The organism is Bradyrhizobium sp. USDA 4506 (assembly GCF_054058795.1).
In genome coordinates, this window is record NZ_JBSSBM010000002.1 from 79,531 (window position 1) to 95,726 (window position 16,196).

The window sequence follows — 16,196 nt, forward strand, 5'->3', positions numbered from 1 at the left end:
GGGGCTGGTGGACCAACTCGACGCACGACGGGCTGTCTTCAGGTGGGCGGACTATCAATATCGGGCTTGGTATCAGGAGAGCTTGGAGCTAGCGACGCAAGTCCTCATTGGGGCCTTCACATGACAAGGAAGAAGTGCGAAGCAATCGTTCGGCCGTCAAAGTCGTCCTGTGTTCGTCGCTATCGCTCGTGATCGGAGGTGGTCGCTCGCAATGCATTGAAATGATCAAACATAATGAGGTTGCTATGAGAAGATATGCTGCACGCGCAGATGCAAAGGCCCATACAATACAATATTTTTCGCCGGGCATGATTGAGTTATCAGGCGGTTTCGCCTTCCCTGACTGCTTGCCCGACGCCTCCAAGGAGGCCGCAATAGCTGCGAGTAAGTATCGTGCGGAGACGATGCAGTACTCAGGTGGCTTTGGCCTCGACGAGATGCGAGACTTCGTCGTCGGCTGCGTTGCTCAAGATGGCGTAAGTTGTAAGCGCGAGAATGTGCTTATCGTCAATGGAGCGAAGCATGGCATTGATCTGGCCTGTCGAGTCTTTGTCGAGCCTGGCGATGTAGTGATCGTCACGAGCCCCAGCTATATGACCGCGCTTCACATTCTCCGCACCTTCCAGGTGAACTGGCTTGCCGTCCGTCAAGATGATGAGGGCATCGACACGGCTGAACTTGAAGAGAAGCTCGTCGCGATTGCATCTTCTGGCAAGCCTCTTCCGAAGCTGTTGTTTGACGTACCCGACTTCCATAATCCAACCGGTATTACGACGTCCGCATCACGACGTAAGAAGCTCGTCGAGCTTGCTAGGCGCTTCAACTTTGTCATCATCGAAGATGATCCCTATCGTAAGGTGCGATTTGAGGGGATTAGCGTACCGCCGATCAAGTCCTACGACAAGGAAGGTTATGTTATTGGCCTTGGCACAGTGTCCAAGATTCTTGCGCCGGGCTTACGCATCGGCTGGGTCATCGCGGATGAGGACATCGTCAGCCGCATGGTTGCGCAGAAGTCGGATGGTGGCACATCTCCCTTGGCCCAGCGTATTGTGCTGGAAATGCACAAGAACGGACAGATCGCTCACCATATTCAAGAAATCACGACGACCCTCAGGCGGCATCGCGATGCAATGTTGGCCGCCTTTGTGCGCTACCTCCCTGATATCAAAATTAGGAAGCCCGAAGGTGGGTATTATCTTTGGGCAGAGCTTCCACAGAATATCAGCGCAGATGCGCTCGCCGGTCTGGGCGCAACGCATGGTGTGCGCGTCATCCCCGGAACGATTTACTTCGCGGTCGAGCCGAAGACGAACTATCTGAGGCTTTGCTATTCCGCTGTAACGCCCGATCAGATTGAGGAGGGCGTGAAACGCTTAGCCTCGGCTTACAGCGAGCTCCGCGGAGGATTGGACGCAAACACGGCACGAGCAATGGCTAAGCAAGGCAAGAATTTGGAAACCTATTGATCGCGCCTGATGAATGAACCAAGAGGCGACACTGAGCGAGCGGTGTCGTCGCTTAACATTGCGCGGTTTGTGAATGCGGAAGTCACCGACCTTCGCACGAGAGCACTAACGGACTGACATCAACAGACGATGTGCAGCATTGTGTCCAATGTCAAGGGTAGGGAGCCATGGAAGCCAATAGAAGCGTCATCGCACCAGTGACGCCGCTCTATCTTAACTCGGCGGCCGTCCAAAGGTGCCTGACTGATGAGGAGATCTATGACATCGTAAGCCGGACGTTGCGCCAATCGAGTGATCCCAATCTCATCAAGAGTGTAAAATCGGGTTTCGGAGTCCATATCGATTGCGACCACCTCCATATGGGCAACGTTTCTGCGTGCGTGCTCTCATGCTCTGTTGCAGGAACAAAGTGGTTTGTCGTATCCCCGAATAACGCATCGCGGGGCTTGGACCGGGTACAGGCATCGATTCTTGTTTCCGACGCAGTAACAGGGGTGCTTCAAGGCATCATAGATGGCAACTGGCTGACCTCACAACGAACCGCTGCCATGGCGGTCGCCGCCGTAGCGGCTTGTGGCAGACATCCAATTTCCAGCGCGGCTGTGATTGGGGCTGGTGCCGTCGGTCGAGCGTTAGTCAAATTCTTGGTTGCAACTCAGCTGGTCAATCGTGTCACGGTGTCATCGCTGAATGCGACGAGTGCACATCACGCCTGTGAATCCGCAACTGAGTGTCTTCGTCGGGACGTCACGCTCTGCGCTGATTCGGACGTTCGCCGCGCGGTGCGGGACGCCGATGTTGTATTCACTGCAACCGGTGTTTCGAGGGATACCGATATCGTGCGTGCGCGTTGGCTTAAGGACAGTGCGATTGTTTGCTCAGTTGGTTCACACCGAGAGGTTGACCGTGAACTCATTTCTCAGTCATGGATTGTGGCCGATGATGTTGACGGGGTGAGGATGCGGCGCGGCGATTTCCGTGAGGGCGGGGCCGGCTGGAACCGAATCGAGGGCGAGGTCGGAAGATTGATATCTGGTCAACTTCAGCTTCCTGCCGCCCCCAAAAAAATCCACCTCGTTCTGGTGGGGCTTGGCGCCCTTGATGTCGCGCTGGGGGCACGTGCCGTGGCAAATGCACGGAGCAGAGGACTCGGTCTTCACCTCGATTCATCTCGGGAATAGCAGCGTTCGAGCGCGATTCCTTCGATTGTGCGGTCCGGTCAGTGGAACAAGTTTGGCGAATTTGGGTTCTCGCCGGGCGACGGATCAAGGCCGTCATCCCACCCAAACCCGACGCGCAAGCATCCTCGCCGCTACGACAAAGCCGCTTACAAGGGCCGAAATGTGATCGAGAGGATGTTCTGCCGCCTCAAGGGACACCGCGACCCGCTATGACGTACGCATCCGACGGGGCCGACGGAGGCCGTCTTGCGTGACGGGTGGTAATTCGCGAAGCGTGTGGCCTTAAGTCTAGCAGACCGTGTGAAAAGTCCGACGCATTCCGCCCCTTACTGTTCTTGGCGCGCGTTTCAGCAGATATTTGGTTATCTGACCGAGGAAAGCCGTACGCATACGACGAAGACCGCCTGATTGACGCATCGCGCGGGCACAGTGAGCTCTATGATCGGTTGGGTGATGGTCAGGCGGCCTGCTGACCGGCGGGCTTATCGGCCTGGCGCAGGAGCTTCCATTCCCAGGGCATGCAGTTCGTGCAGGCGCGACGCGGGAAGATCGGCGATCCGGGCGAGGACCTCGGCGAGCCAGGCCTTGGGATCGACGTCGTTGAGGCGTAAGCGTCGTTCCGCTCCACCTTCTCGTGGCACATGGGATAGGTGAGTTTCACGATCTCTTTGAAGGGATCGGCTTGTGTCTATGCTTGACCATACGCTTAAGTCGGACGTGACGGCGCACCGGCTGGAAGTGATCACGGACACGGGACGCCGTCGTTGGTTCTCCAAGGATGACAAGGCCCGGATCGTCGAGGAGACGCTGGTACCAGGCGCGGTCGTTTCCGAGATTGCCCGGCGACACGGACTGACCCCACAACAAGTGTTCACCTGGCGCCGGCAAGCACGCCGGTGCCGACGCTGATGGCTGCCGATCCGCCGTTTGTACCGGCAGTGGTAGACGCCGTGGTATCGGCCGTGGCTGTTGGCGATGAGCGCAAGACAGCGCGATGCAAGGCCAAGCCGGATGTCGGGGCTCGCCGTTGCGATGCCGGGGGCATCGAGATCGAAGCCGAAGGCGTCACTATCCGGGTCGGCCGAGGCGCGGACGTGACGATGATTGCGGCCATCGTCCATGCGCTGAACGCAAGCCGGTGATCGGCCCGTCCGGAACTGTCCGGGTGATGGTGACAACCAAGCCCGTCGACTTCCGCAAGGGAATGGAGGGGCTTGCGATGTTGGTACGCGAGCACATGGAGGCCGATCCGTTCTCGGGTGCGGTCTATGTGTTCCGTGCCAAGCGCGCGGACCGGATCAAGCTGATCTTCTGGGATGGTACGGGTTTGTGCCTGTTCGCCAAGCGGCTCGAGGAAGGCGCCTTCCGGTGGCCGAAGATCGAGGATGGCGTGATACGTTTGTCGGCGGCGGAATTGTCGGCGCTGCTCGAAGGGCTTGATTGGCGGCGTGTTCATGCGGCACGGGAGACGATCGTCCCGATGCAAGCCGGATAATTGTGGGCCGCGCTGCGGCGAAGTGAATCAGGAGCATCGGGCAGGTCGTCAGGCGGGCGCGAATATGCTCTGATTTGCCTGTGAGCGATAACCTTCCTGATGATCCCGAGACGCTGAAGGCGATGCTGCTGGCCGAGCGGCACGAGAGCGAGCGGCTGCGCCAGATCATCAAGGAATTGCAGCGTCATCGCTTTGGCCGGAAGGCGGAGTCGCTTCCCGAGGAGCGGATGCTGCTGGGCCTCGAGGACGTCCAACAGGTTGCGGCCTGTACGGAAGCCAGCCAAGACGCGACCGCTCCGGAAGGCCGGGCGGAACGGGGCGCGCAAGCGCCGCAACAACCGCGGAGCACTGCCGGCGCATCTGCCGCGGATCGAGGTCGTGGTCGACCTCGACGACAAGACCTGCCCCTGCTGCAAGGGCGACCTGCACCAGATCGGCGAGGATAGGAGCGAACGGCTGGACCTGGTCCCGACGCAGTTCCGGATCCTCGTAACCCGGCGTCCCAAATACGCCTGCCGCGCCTGCGAAGATGGCGTCCTGCAGGCCGAGGCTCCGGCCCGGCTGATCGAGGGCGGACTGCCGACGGAGGCAACCGTCGCCCAGGTTCTGGTGTCCAAATATGCCGATCATCTGCCGCTCTACCGGCAGGCCCAGATCTATGCCCGCCAGGGCATCGCTCTCGATCGATCAACACTGGCGGACTGGGTTGGGCATGCTGCCTTCCATCTGCGCCCGCTACATGAGCGCCTTCTCACAGTGCTTCGCGCGAGGTCCAAGCTGTTCGCCGACGAGACGACGGTGCCGGTGCTCGATCCCGGTCGAGGGCGCACCAAGAGTAAGCGTAGCTCTGAGGCCCATTTGATTGGCGCTTGACGTCTATTTTGAGCGCGTGGTGCGCCGGCGCGGCTTCCATATTTCCGACAATGCGTTGACGGCGGCTTCGAGCGCGCTCCGGTCGACGACGTTGGGATCGAACTGCTCCGGACCCCAGAGGCGCATTTGTTCGTGCTCCGGATGGGTGGGGTCGCTGATGGCGTCGAGGTATTCGGCATAGCCTGACGCACCGCCGACATCTTCCGGAGGACAACGGCCGGTGGCCTCGAGCAAGAGGGGCAGTCCCTCCGTTGTCGTGTTGTCGAACCACTTTTCGAGCTTGATCACGTGATCCCAGCTGTCGCCGAAGTCGTAGAGATAATGGATCGTCTTCGCGCCGGTCTCCTGAACGATATTGGAGAGCCGCGTCTTGCGAGCATCGATGGGCTGAGGGCCAAAATCTCCATCGGGATCAGGGATACCCCAACGTCCTTCGCCAGCTAGGAACTCGAAGAGATGGCTACTCGTCCAGCCAAACGCCGCCTGAAGCGTCAGATGAGCAACTGGACCCGTGCGAGCTTGTCGATGAGCCGGATGTCCACCCGACGGCCGATCAGCCGGTGCGGCACCGAGTAAAAGGTCTTGTCGACTTCGACGTGATAATCGGGATGCACCTTCGCCGTTTTCCATTCGGCGTATTCGAACTGTTCGCTCGGCAGCGGCGTCAACGCAGCGCGCTCGATCTCCTCGAACAGCTGCCGGCGGGATTTGCCGATATGGCGCATCGGCCGATGGTTCAGCTCCTCCAGCAAACCGCCGATCGCAGTATTGAGATCGGTCAGGTTGAAGGACCGCCGATGGCGCAGCCGTGCCAGAATCCAGCGCTCGACAATCAGCACCGCGCCTTCAACCTTGCCTTGTCGCGCGGCTTGCGGCTGCGGGTCGGCAAAATCGTCGTGTCGTAGTGCTCGGCCATGGCCGCAAAGGTTTGGTTGAGCGTCGGTTCGAACCACAACGCCCTGACGACCCCGGCCTTCAGATTGTCGCAGACGATCGCCTTGGGAACTCCGCCGAAGTACGACAAGGCCCGGGTCTGGCCTTCGATCCAATCTGGTAGTCGCTGACCGAAGCTCCCCATAGCGAAGGTCAGCGACGAGGCCCCGAGCACCGCGACAAATATCTGCGCCTGACGGATCTCGCCGGTTTGCGGATCGATCACCTCCACCGTCGGACCGGCATAGTCGGTCTGCATCACTGCACCCGCCGCGTGGCGATGACGGAAGGTCGGGTTCGCCCGGCGCCGACAGGCGTCAAACTTCTCGCAGAACCACGTGTAACCATAGCCGTCGGGATGCGCCGTCCGGTATTCCTGCCAAAGCAGCGTCAGCGTCACGCCCTTGCGCTTGAGCTCCTGCGCCACCCGCGGCCACTCGGGCTCGCTCAAGTCCTGCGGAGGCCGCCCGACCCGCCGGAACAGAGCCCGCTGCAACGCCGCCTCGCTCGCGTAAATCGGCGGCAGCGGCCAGCTTAAGCCCGCCTCGCGTGCCCGCAACAGGTAGGTGGCAACCGAGCTCTTGCTGATCTGCAGCCGTTCCGAGATCTCCCGAACCGACAGGTCCTGCTCGTACGTCAGCCTCAGGATCGATCGTAGGTCCTTCACAGTGGTTCGTTTCGCTTGCTTCCGTCTCGGCATTGCCCCTCTCAAACTCAGCTTGAGAGAGAACATTTCCTGAACGGCGCTTCCGAAAACCAACCTCCCGCAACTGTCCGCGATTTAGCGGAATCCCTGTCCCGGAATTACTGAAATCGCTGTCCGCGAATTACCGAAATCGGTGTCCGGAAATTGCCGAAACACGCACCTTCGCCGTGTCGCTCTTCTGTGCAAGGTAATCAAGCTTGGCCTCAAACCACTGCTTCAAGGCTGTAGCCAGAGGTCGGGCATGCGCCTGCCTGCCAGCACGGCGCTCGGCATCCGATCGGCCGCGGAGGGCTTTCTCGACGGCATAGAGCTGGGCGATGCGCTCGAGGGCCTCGCGGGCAACGGGAGCCGGCGCCGGCGAAGCCTCGCGATCGATCTTCACAAACTGGCGCCACAGATGCGACCAGCAAAAGGCGAGCGTGCCGGACAGCGCGTCCGCACGCGTCGTCCGGGTCATGGTCTTGTAGGCCTCACAGCCGTCGCAGTGGATGATGCCGCGATAGCCTTCGAGCAGTCTCAAGCCATGAACGGCGCCGCGGCCCCGTGCATAGGCATAGACCACCCCAGGCGGATCAGGCCCGGCCCACGGCCTCTTATCGCGCGAGAGCGCCCAGAAGTAGCCAGTTTTGGTTCTGCCGCGCCCCGGATCCAGCACCGGCGCCGGGGTCTCATCGACAAAGAGCTTCGAGGAGGTGAGCAGAAGCTCGCGCAGACGATGCCACAAGGGCTTCAATTCCTGGGCGGCATAGCCGACCCAGAAGGCGAGCGTGGAACGGTCCAGCGCTATTCCGTGCGTCGCCAGCATCTGCGCCTGACGATAGAGCGGCAAATGCCAATGATACTTGGCGTCAATTACGTGCGCAACGAGACGCTCGGTGGGCAGTCCCCCCTTGATCAATCGCTCGGGCGCAGCGTGCTGGAGGACGACGCCATGACAGGCGCGGCAGGCCAGCTTGGGCCGGCGGGTCGCAATCACTCGGTATTGCACCGGAACGACGTCGAGCCTCTGGCTCTCATCGTGACCAATCTCAACGAGATTGCCTTTGCAGCACGGGCAACAAGTTTCAGCGGGCATCAGGATCTCGACGATGCGCGGCAAATGCTCCGGGAGCCTGACACGGTTGGCTCTGCGCTCGGCCGTCCTCTTCTCGCAGGTTCTAGGATTGGCGCGATCCTCGGCTGCTTCGAGGGCTCCGACGGCCTCTTCGATGTCCTCCAGAACAAGCTGCAGCTGATTAGCGTCCAGCTTTTCCGAGGACCGACCGAACTGCGCATCTTTTGCAAGCTTGAGCAACCGCTCGAGCCTGGCGCAGCGATCCAGCAGAGCTGCGGCAAAGATACGCAACTCGGCCGGATCGCTCGGCAGCTCATCAGGCAAATCACTCATTGGCCCAAGACTGCCATGCTTCGCGCCCCGATGCAGCGAAGATTTGTATCTTTACGCAAGCGCTTTCGGCTGCGGGATTCGAGGCGCGTGCATGCGCGTCCAATCCATGCCGGCCAGAAGCGCGGACAGCTGGGCGGCATTCATCCGCATCACGCCGGCCACGATGGGAGGCCATTTGAAGCCGCTGCCATCGAGCCGCTTCCAATACATCACAAGGCCGCTGCCATCCCAGACGACAACCGATCGGCGCGCTTCGCACGGAACACCACCGCCACGCCCTTCAACGGGTCATGGCCCAGCGTCTCTTTCGCCAACAGCGCCAAGCCCTCCGCACCCTTCCTGAAGTCAACAGGTTGGGTCGCAACATAGATCATGAGGCTCGCGGGCGCCGTCAGCATGAACGTGTCCGTCGGAGCGCAATGAACACATCACTCAACACGGCAAGGCCAGGCGCCCCGCGCACCTCCACGCGTGCCCCCTGGAACTCGACCGTCACCACGGCTGCTTCCGGCGACCCGGTGGGCTCTGAGGCCGCCGGTAGCGCCGATTCCGACACCACCGGCACGAACGACAGCGTGTCCGCCGAAGCCGGCAGCACCAACTGGCCCAAACGCGCCCGGCGCCGCCAGTCGTGCACCTGCTGGGGCCGGCACCCATGGCGACGGGCGACATCTGTGACAATCGCTCCGGGCTCGAGGCTTTCCGCAGCAATCTGCGCCTTCAAATCATCTGGCCAGCGCTTTCGACCTGCGCCTGCGTACACTTCGATACGCGGTGACAACGGTCGTCTTATGTCGTCAGAATGGTCGTCCATTGTGAGTCCCCTTCCAGAAGATGACTCTTCTAGCGGTGCTCTTAAGACTCCGCACAAACAATCCAAAGGGCCTCGACGCCACGCTTACCACCAAGACCGGCCAGCTCTGGGCCTATGCCGCCGACGACAGGCCCTGGGGTGGCCTCGAGGCCCGGCTGCGAGCCGAGGCGATGGCTGCCAGCGCGCGGGCGGAGCTGTCGGATAACGCGGCGCTGATCGCGCATCTTGAGTTGCAGATCGAGAAACTCAAGCGCGCGAACTGTACGGGCAGCGCTCCGAGCGCACGGCGCGGCTGATCGAACAATTGGAATTGGAGCTTGAAGAACTCGCCACCACGGCGAGCGAGGGTGAGCTTGCCGCGCAGGCCGCCGCGGCGACAACCCAGAGCGTGCGCGCCTTCACGCGCACGCGGCCGGTACGCAGGCCCTGGCCGGACGACATCGAACGCGAGCGCATCGTCATTGAGGCTCCAACGACCTGTGCCTGCTGCGGTGGATCGCGGCTGGCGAAGATCGGTGAGGATGTGACCAAGACGCTGGAGGAGATCCCGCGCCGCTTCAAGCCGATCGAGACGGTACGCGAGAAGTTCACCTGCCGCGATTGCGAGAAGATCAGCCAGCCGCCCGCGCCGTTCCACGCCACGCCGCGCGGCTTCATCGGCCCACAATTGCTGGCGACGATCCTGTTCGACAAGTTCGGCATGCATATCCCGCTCAACCGCCAGAGTGCGCGCTTCAAGGCCGAGGGGATCGACCTGCCGTTGTCGACGCTCGCTGACCAGGTCGGCCACGGAACCTTCGCCGTCATGCCGCTCTTCCAGCTGATAGAGCGTCATGTACTCGTAGCCGAGCGCCTTCATGGCGACGACAGTGTGCTGCAGAAGCACACAGAAAGGATGATCGAGATGATCTGATAATCTGTGAGCACAAGCTGTGACAGCGATAAGGGAAGGCCCCTCGGGAATCGGCTTTCAGGAGCAGGTCCCAAATCACTTCAAGCGGCTTCGCTTAAGAGGCGCGGTCGTGAGCGTTGAAGCTAACGATCGGGAAATACCCGAGCGGATAAGCATCCGAGAGACGAATGAAAATGAACCGGCCGATGAAGCGTCGCAACATGGAAATCGTCGTCAAAACCAGAGGTGTGTCGTCCCTCTGGGATCAGTCCGCTGGAAGCCTGATGATTGGGCGGGCGGCGACCGGCGTTGAGGGGGCGTGAATCGGATGCAGGCGCTGTCGCGGAACTGTAGGAACCAGTCGCTCCGATGCAAAGGGAGAAGCACAAGCGGAGAAAACCGCGAGGCAAGAGTACCGATGCGGAGCACTGGGGCGGACCGATCCCTGCAAGTGACGAAGGCTCGTAATGGGGCTGGAGCGAAGGGATCGGATCAGGTGGGCTGGCCATCGTTGCAACTGGCAACAGGAGGACGGCGGTGAACCAGCCAAGCAAGCCGTTCAACATCGACAAAAGAAAGGTGTACGAAGCGTATCAGCAGGTGCGATCCAATGGTGGCGCAGTCGACGGAGTGACGATTGAGCAGTTCGAGTCCGACTTGAAGGGAAATCTCTGTGCCTGTTCGCCAAGCGCCTAGAGCAAGGAAAGTTCGTCTGGCCGCCGATCGTGGCGGGTCGGCTTCAGCTGACGCCAGCCCAGCTGGCCTTGCTCGTCGAAGGCATCGATTGGCGGCGGACGGTCGCGCCTGAACCGGTTATACGTCCTGAAGCTGTCTAATAAGCGATGTTCCTGATGTCCGGTTTCTGACAACAACGAAATCTTTAGGTTCAAAACACCCATCGTGATGGGCTGATGCACCACGTTTGTATGCCGTATAGCGGGCGTAACGGCGAGTATAGCGTCGGCATAGTTGTTGCAATTGGTCGCATTGCGACGGCGGAACGCCTACTCGACGCCATCGAAGTGCTCGGTTCGTGCAGCTAGTCGTATCTTACTATGAGATACGATAAAGTTGCCCGTGCTCACGCACACAGTCGATACTTTAGTTGAAGATGATGATAGGACGACAGCGAGTGCTTGTCGCGGCATCTGCCTGTGTTCTATTAACTGCACTGGGGATTTTTCGATGCGAGATACCCATACCGATCTAACTGGCGCTCTTGCTCGATTTGCCTCAACCCTAAGGATGGCTGACGTACCAGCCAATGTGAAAGCTGACGCTCGCCGTCTTCTGCTCGATTCGATCGGTTGCATGATCGCAGCCACGCAGACACGTATAGCGCCAATCGCCCTCGGGTTGGCCGATTTTATGGGAGACGGCAAAGTTGCGTCCATCGTCGGACGCAAGCGTCGCACGAGCCTTGCGGGCGCCCTATATGCCAATGGCCGTCTCGCAAATTGTATGGACTTGGACGAGACCTTCCCTGTTGGCCATCACTTCGGCGTGGCCGCCGTCGCCGCTGCACTCGCGTTAGCGGAGGAACGTAAGGCGACCGGCTCGCAATTTCTGCAGGCGGTGATTGCGGGCTATGAGTTGGGCGGGCGTGTCGCAAGTGCAAGCGGACCGCCCGTGATCGTCAAGGACGGTCGGCCAGCCGGCCTTCCCGTCGTTTACAGTTTCTCTTCGTCAATGGTTTTCGCAGCAGCAGGGTCGGCAATCCAGCTGGAATCTCAGAGCGAAAGCTTGGCTCGTCAAACACTTGGCATCGCTGGTTCAAATACACCGGCGCCGGTGGCGAATAAGTGGGCCGAGTTGCCAGATCTGCCGGACTGCAAATACGGGGATGCGGGTTGGGCAGCGCTTGCCGGCGTATTCGCGGCGCGGTCAGCTGGGCTGGATGCGACGGGTCTTCCTGCCATCTTGGACGGCGAACGCAGCCTGATCAGGGTATGTGGCACGGACCGTGTCGACCTAGACGCGCTTCTCGGCGGGTTTGGTTCGCGTTGGATGCTCAATGACGTTACTTACAAGCCATGGCCAACCTGCCGCTGGACGCACCAGCCGCTCACCGCGCTCATCAAGGCCGCTGCAAAGGCAAACATCGGCGCTCAGCAGATCAAACGCATAGTCATCGGCACAAACTTGTTGCTGTGTACTCCGCGCTTCATCAATCCTAAGCCGCGTACGTTCTCTTCGCGGCAGTTCAGCATCCCACACGCTGTGGCGATGGCGCTGCTTCACATTCCCGTCGGTCTAGCATGGTTAGAGGAGGAGCGGGACAACGATCCAATCGTCAGAGAGTTGCGAGAAAAAGTATCCGTTGAGCACTGGGAACCCGCAGATGCATTTACAAATCACATCGTGCGCGGCCAGATACGCAACATGCCCGCACGAGCAATGATTGTGATGCGCGATGGTACGCGATTTGAAGCTGAGACCGAGTTCGCTTTGGGCGATCCGTGGACGACAGAGACAGCATACAGTGACAAGCACGTAGTTGAAAAGTTTCGTATAGCGACCAGACTATCGACAGCGCGCGCAAATGAGTTAATCGAAGCCGTCATGAATGTCGAGGTGCAGCCAGACGTTGAACCGATTGCGTCGATGCTTCGTGACCTGGATCCGAACCGTTCAAAGTAATGGGCGCTCGCATTGTCCGCGTTCAAAGCCCAGTGCTCCGAAACCGATGGGCGAACGTTAGACCGTGGACGATATTTGCATCGTCCCGCTTTGTAAATCGGTTGCGATTGTTGTGAAATCGACGATCGCGCCAACGAACGTGTCAGTGGGTTGCTTGCTTCGGATCTTGTGCGAAGAAATTACCGTTAGCCGAATTGATTGCGAATTGTATACTTCGTAAGTTCATTGCGCTCGTATTTGCGGGGCGGCAATGAATAGCATCAGATGCGAAGATCAGATGTTCGATGCGGCTGCTCGGCCAGAAGCTCACTAGCTTCGCGTTCTCCTGCCCCAAAGCCCTCAGCCGCTTCGCCTGAGAAATATCGGTGCCGCCGCATTTGCCCTCCAATTGTAGATCGTCGTCGAAGATCTCATGCTTGCGGGCGGGGCCTGCTGTCTTGCCCGGGATCATGCTCTCCTTCAACATCGCGATAATCTGTTTAATTCCATCCGAATGAAATACGGTAAGCAAAGAGACCCCGTCTGGCGCAGGGGGTGAGCAACCGGCTATCGGCTGCTGAGTTTGTGAGCCGATGTGAGCTTCTATGTCTGCGCCTGGTTCTGGAACTAGAACCTTCCATATGATCGAAGCGGTCGCCGACCGTCTTGAGGGTATCGCTCCGGCGAGGACCGCCTTGCTCGGTTTGATGGAGGATGAAGACATAGGTGTATGACTGACCATATGCCTATGCCGAAGATTTCCCGACTTGAAGTCGTCTCGACGGGCGCACGGCGCCGTTGGACTTTGGAGGAGAAGCAACGGATCATTTCCGAGAGCTACAGCGGGCCACGATTGGTGTCGGTAACGGCACGTCGCAACGGATTTGCCTCTCCAACAATGCCGCCGAAAGAGGCTTGCGAGGCATCGCTCTTGGACGAAAATCCTGGTTGTTCTGCGGCTCTGATCGCGGCGGACGGCGCGCGGCTTCCATGTATAGCCTGATCATCACGGCCAAAATGAATGGCGTCGATCCGCAGGCCTGGCTCACGGACATTCTTGCCCGCATCGCCTCCCACCCAGTTCATCGGCTGGACGAACTCCTGCCCTGGAATTGGACGCCGGCGTCAGCGATCTCCGCTCGAGCGGCATGACCACTCACGTCAACAAGGTCCATCACGTCACCACCATCACCCAGGTCGCCAAGGACCTCGGCGAAGACGAAGATTGGCTGTGGGACATCGCCATCGAAATGGAGATCGAGGATGGCGTGATCTGGGTCTATGGCGTCGGAGAAGACGGCGTCCAGGCGTTCACCGACTTCGGAATCGAGAACCTGATAGAACTTATCAAGTTCTACAAGGAAAACCCCGGACTGTTGAAGCGGTGATCCTGCGGCCTACGCCGAATGGATACTCTTGAGGGAGCGCCGCGGCAGCTTCGCCGACGCTGGTCGGACGAGTTTAAGGCCCAAGTCGTGACAGAGGCGCTGGAACCTGGCGCGAGCGTCTCGGCGATCGCCCGCCGGATTGGCATTCACCCGTCGCAGCTGTTTGCCTGGCGCCGTGATGCTCGGGCGGAACGACATTATCGCGAGCGGCACTCGAGTTGCGGGGGTGAGGTGGCGTCTGTGTCAGGCGCTGTGATCGAAATTGCCATTGGCGAGGTGATCGTGCGCGCCGGTGGACGTCGACGAAGGCGCAGCTGCAGCGGGTGATCCGGGCGTCCGTTCGGCATGATCCCGTCCGGCGCGGAGGTGTTCCTGGCCAGCCATCCAGTCGACTTCCGCAAGGGTATCGATGGGCTTGTTGCGCTGGTGCGCGATGCGGGCTCAGATCCGTTCGACGGTGCGCTTTACGTGTTCCGGGCGAAAAGGGCCGACCGAATAAAGATCGTATGGTAGGATGGCTCCGGCGTGTGCCTCTATTTAAAACGGCTTGAGAAGGCTCTGCTGGCCGCGGATCGGACATCATCGGGTGCAGCTGAATGCTGCGCAGTTGATGGCCCCGGTCGATGGGATGCTGGAAGCGGGTCCGGACCGCGGCGGTCAAGCCGCCGGAGATTGTTGGGTAAAGCACTGCGGCGAAGTGAATCAGTGAGCTGAAGGGCAGGAGAACCGGGGCAAAATGTGCTCTGGTCGGGTCAATGGCGCTGCCCGATCTCAGCCTCCCGAATGACGTAGAGACGCTGAAGGCCATGGTTCTGCCATGGCCGGGAAAGCGGCCCGCGCCGATGCTCTGGCGTGCGAAGTCGCCGATCTCAAGGCCCGCGACGCCGATGCGGGCATCGAACTCCTGAAGGCCTTCGACCGTGCCCGGTTCGGCCGACGATCGGAAAAGCTCGGCTCGGCGAACGGCGACGATGAACAGCAGGCCTTTGTCCTTCGAGGAGATCGAGACCGGCATCGCTGCGATCAGGGCCCAGGTCAGCAAGGGCCGTGCGCAGGCGCATGGCAAGCGTGCACCGCGTCGGCGCAAGGGCTTTGCGCCCCATCTGGAATGGATCGAAACTGTCATTGAGCCGCAAGAGCTGGCTGAGCATGCCGGCAAGCAGAAGGTGCTGATCGGCGAGGATGTATCGGAGCGTCTGGAATGCGGTGCCGGCGAAGTTCCGTGTGATCGTCACGCGCCGTCCCAGGTATGCCTTCAAGAACGCGGGCGGCGTCATCCCGCCGGCCCCGGCCCACCTCATCGAAGGAGGCATTCCGACGGCGCTTCTGGCCCAGATCGCCGTCGCCAAATATGCCGATGGCCTGCCGCTCTACCGGCAGGAGGCTATCTACGCCCGCGATAAGTCGAGCTCGACCGCCAGCTGATGGCGCAATATGGATGGGCAAGCTCGGCGCTTCGAGCTCGAGATCATGGCCGACTACGTCTTCAGCGAGGTCAAGAAGGCCGAACGGGTCTTTGCCGACGAAACCACCTTGCCGACGCTCGCTCCTCGCTCCCGGCTCCGGATCGACAAAGACGGCCTACTTATGGGCTTATGCCCAAGATGGCCGAACCTTTAGCCGCAACGGTCCGCCAATGGTGGCTTATCGCTTCGAAGACAGCCGCGCCGGCGAATACGCGGTCTGGCATCTCAATGGTTATCGCAGGCATCCTGCAGGTGGATGGCTATGCCTCCTGTAACAATCTCGCGCGATCCGATCGCGGCAATGATGGCATCACATTGGCTGGCCGCTGGTCACACTGCAGACGCAAGTTCTACGAGCTGCATGTTGCGGGGAGCTCGGAAGTGGCAACGGCGGCGGTCGAACGGATGGCGAAGCTCTGGCAGGTCGAGAAAACCGTGCGCGCTCAAAGCCCCGACGCTCGCGTCGCCGCGCGCCAGCAAGCCTCCGCGGCGATCGTCGCAGATCTCTTCGATCTCTGGCAGCAGACCATGCGGCGGATCTCCGGCAAATCAAAACTCGCTGAAGCGATCCGCTATGCCGTCTCGCGCCGTGCCTCTTCGAACGCTTCCTGACCGATGGTCGCATCGAGCTCGACTCCAACGTCGTCGAACGCGCCATCAGGCCACTAACAATCACGAGAAAGAATAGCCTCTTCGCTGGCAGCGACGGCGGCGGACGAACCTGGGTGACCATCGCAACGCTGCTGCAGACGACGATGATGAACAACGTCGATCCGCTCGCCTGGCTTGCCCTCACGCTCCAACGTATCGCCAACGGCTGGCCGAGCAGCCAAATCGACGAGCTTATCCCGTGGAACCACGCTGCCTGACGGCCTTAGCTTGCCGCTTACGAAATACGCAGGGGCAGTCGCAATCAGTCACGCGCAGCAGTGGGGCGCGGTCCGCTCTCATTTTTTGTAGAACACCTATTATA

14 protein-coding genes and 9 pseudogenes are annotated in these 16,196 nt (G+C 60.2%); 16 read left to right on the forward strand and 7 right to left on the reverse strand.

From position 1 onward, the window contains the following. Positions 1–221: 221 nt before the first annotated feature. On the forward strand, positions 222–1,469 hold the full coding sequence (locus ACVIHF_RS02905; RefSeq protein WP_456791552.1) for an aminotransferase-like domain-containing protein: 1,248 nt from the start codon (positions 222–224) through the stop codon (positions 1,467–1,469). A gap of 167 nt (positions 1,470–1,636) precedes the next feature. Continuing rightward, the gene (locus tag ACVIHF_RS02910; RefSeq protein WP_456791553.1) at positions 1,637–2,650 is read left to right on the forward strand and encodes an NAD(P)-binding domain-containing protein; all 1,014 of its coding nucleotides are present in this window, start codon (positions 1,637–1,639) and stop codon (positions 2,648–2,650) included. A 457-nt stretch (positions 2,651–3,107) separates the two neighbouring features. Here the strand turns inward: ACVIHF_RS02910 and ACVIHF_RS02915 are convergent. After that, positions 3,108–3,258 (reverse strand): annotated as a pseudogene (locus tag ACVIHF_RS02915) (transposase domain-containing protein); the annotation flags it as partial. A gap of 82 nt (positions 3,259–3,340) precedes the next feature. Here ACVIHF_RS02915 and ACVIHF_RS02920 point away from each other — a divergent pair. From ACVIHF_RS02920 to tnpC (ACVIHF_RS02935), 4 genes and pseudogenes are all read left to right on the forward strand, one after another. Next, positions 3,341–3,559, forward strand: coding sequence for a transposase (locus ACVIHF_RS02920; RefSeq protein ID WP_456791554.1), 219 nt, complete (start codon positions 3,341–3,343; stop codon positions 3,557–3,559). Then, positions 3,559–3,792 (forward strand): hypothetical protein, encoded by a 234-nt coding sequence (locus ACVIHF_RS02925; protein WP_456791555.1) that lies wholly within the window; start codon positions 3,559–3,561, stop codon positions 3,790–3,792. Before ACVIHF_RS02920 ends, ACVIHF_RS02925 begins: the two co-directional genes overlap by 1 nt. A gap of 26 nt (positions 3,793–3,818) precedes the next feature. Then, a complete protein-coding gene (gene tnpB / locus ACVIHF_RS02930; RefSeq protein ID WP_456791556.1) occupies positions 3,819–4,145 on the forward strand; it encodes an IS66 family insertion sequence element accessory protein TnpB in 327 nt (108 codons plus the stop codon). Positions 4,146–4,267: 122 nt separating this feature from the next. Next, positions 4,268–4,982, forward strand: a pseudogene (gene tnpC, locus ACVIHF_RS02935) (IS66 family transposase); the annotation flags it as partial. A gap of 39 nt (positions 4,983–5,021) precedes the next feature. Here the strand turns inward: tnpC (ACVIHF_RS02935) and ACVIHF_RS02940 are convergent. The 5 genes and pseudogenes from ACVIHF_RS02940 to tnpA form a co-directional block, all read right to left on the reverse strand. Further along, entirely contained in the window at positions 5,022–5,513 is a 492-nt protein-coding gene (locus ACVIHF_RS02940) for a plasmid pRiA4b ORF-3 family protein (RefSeq protein WP_456794057.1), read from the reverse strand. An 11-nt stretch (positions 5,514–5,524) separates the two neighbouring features. After that, positions 5,525–6,651 (reverse strand): annotated as a pseudogene (gene istA / locus ACVIHF_RS02945) (IS21 family transposase); the annotation flags it as partial. A 166-nt stretch (positions 6,652–6,817) separates the two neighbouring features. Next, positions 6,818–8,044: pseudogene (gene tnpC, locus ACVIHF_RS02950) on the reverse strand (IS66 family transposase); the annotation flags it as partial. Positions 8,045–8,095: 51 nt separating this feature from the next. Then, positions 8,096–8,442: pseudogene (gene tnpB, locus ACVIHF_RS02955) on the reverse strand (IS66 family insertion sequence element accessory protein TnpB). Continuing rightward, complete coding sequence (gene tnpA, locus ACVIHF_RS02960; protein WP_456791538.1) at positions 8,436–8,858, reverse strand: IS66-like element accessory protein TnpA; 423 nt, start codon at positions 8,856–8,858, stop codon at positions 8,436–8,438. Before tnpA ends, tnpB (ACVIHF_RS02955) begins: the two are co-directional and overlap by 7 nt. A 170-nt stretch (positions 8,859–9,028) precedes the next feature. On the opposite strand from tnpA, the pseudogene ACVIHF_RS02965 reads away from it, so the two are divergent. The 5 genes and pseudogenes from ACVIHF_RS02965 to ACVIHF_RS02985 form a co-directional block, all read left to right on the forward strand. After that, a pseudogene (locus ACVIHF_RS02965) lies at positions 9,029–9,735 on the forward strand (IS66 family transposase); the annotation flags it as partial. Positions 9,736–9,938: 203 nt separating this feature from the next. Beyond that, positions 9,939–10,073 carry a hypothetical protein gene (locus ACVIHF_RS02970; protein ID WP_456791557.1) on the forward strand — a complete coding sequence of 45 codons (135 nt, stop codon included), beginning with the start codon at positions 9,939–9,941 and terminating at the stop codon, positions 10,071–10,073. A gap of 214 nt (positions 10,074–10,287) precedes the next feature. After that, positions 10,288–10,446: a hypothetical protein gene (locus ACVIHF_RS02975; RefSeq protein WP_456791558.1), complete on the forward strand. Its 159-nt coding sequence runs from the start codon at positions 10,288–10,290 to the stop codon at positions 10,444–10,446. Further along, a complete protein-coding gene (gene tnpB / locus ACVIHF_RS02980; protein WP_456794058.1) occupies positions 10,428–10,586 on the forward strand; it encodes an IS66 family insertion sequence element accessory protein TnpB in 159 nt (52 codons plus the stop codon). Before ACVIHF_RS02975 ends, tnpB (ACVIHF_RS02980) begins: the two co-directional genes overlap by 19 nt. A gap of 349 nt (positions 10,587–10,935) precedes the next feature. Then, positions 10,936–12,390, forward strand: coding sequence for an MmgE/PrpD family protein (locus ACVIHF_RS02985; RefSeq protein WP_456791559.1), 1,455 nt, complete (start codon positions 10,936–10,938; stop codon positions 12,388–12,390). Positions 12,391–12,532: 142 nt separating this feature from the next. Here the strand turns inward: ACVIHF_RS02985 and ACVIHF_RS02990 are convergent, their stop codons facing one another. After that, on the reverse strand, positions 12,533–12,841 hold the full coding sequence (locus ACVIHF_RS02990; RefSeq protein ID WP_456791560.1) for a hypothetical protein: 309 nt from the start codon (positions 12,839–12,841) through the stop codon (positions 12,533–12,535). A gap of 407 nt (positions 12,842–13,248) precedes the next feature. Here ACVIHF_RS02990 and ACVIHF_RS02995 point away from each other — a divergent pair. The 5 genes and pseudogenes from ACVIHF_RS02995 to tnpC (ACVIHF_RS03015) all read left to right on the forward strand — a co-directional run. Beyond that, positions 13,249–13,521 (forward strand): annotated as a pseudogene (locus ACVIHF_RS02995) (transposase domain-containing protein); the annotation flags it as partial. Further along, positions 13,518–13,757 carry a hypothetical protein gene (locus ACVIHF_RS03000; RefSeq protein ID WP_456791561.1) on the forward strand — a complete coding sequence of 80 codons (240 nt, stop codon included), beginning with the start codon at positions 13,518–13,520 and terminating at the stop codon, positions 13,755–13,757. The pseudogene ACVIHF_RS02995 and the gene ACVIHF_RS03000, both read left to right, overlap by 4 nt. A gap of 18 nt (positions 13,758–13,775) precedes the next feature. Continuing rightward, positions 13,776–13,934, forward strand: a pseudogene (locus tag ACVIHF_RS03005) (transposase); the annotation flags it as partial. A 168-nt stretch (positions 13,935–14,102) separates the two neighbouring features. Next, positions 14,103–14,270 carry an IS66 family insertion sequence element accessory protein TnpB gene (gene tnpB / locus ACVIHF_RS03010; RefSeq protein ID WP_456791562.1) on the forward strand — a complete coding sequence of 56 codons (168 nt, stop codon included), beginning with the start codon at positions 14,103–14,105 and terminating at the stop codon, positions 14,268–14,270. Between the two features lie 242 nt (positions 14,271–14,512). Continuing rightward, positions 14,513–16,092 (forward strand): annotated as a pseudogene (gene tnpC / locus ACVIHF_RS03015) (IS66 family transposase). Positions 16,093–16,196 lie beyond the last annotated feature (104 nt).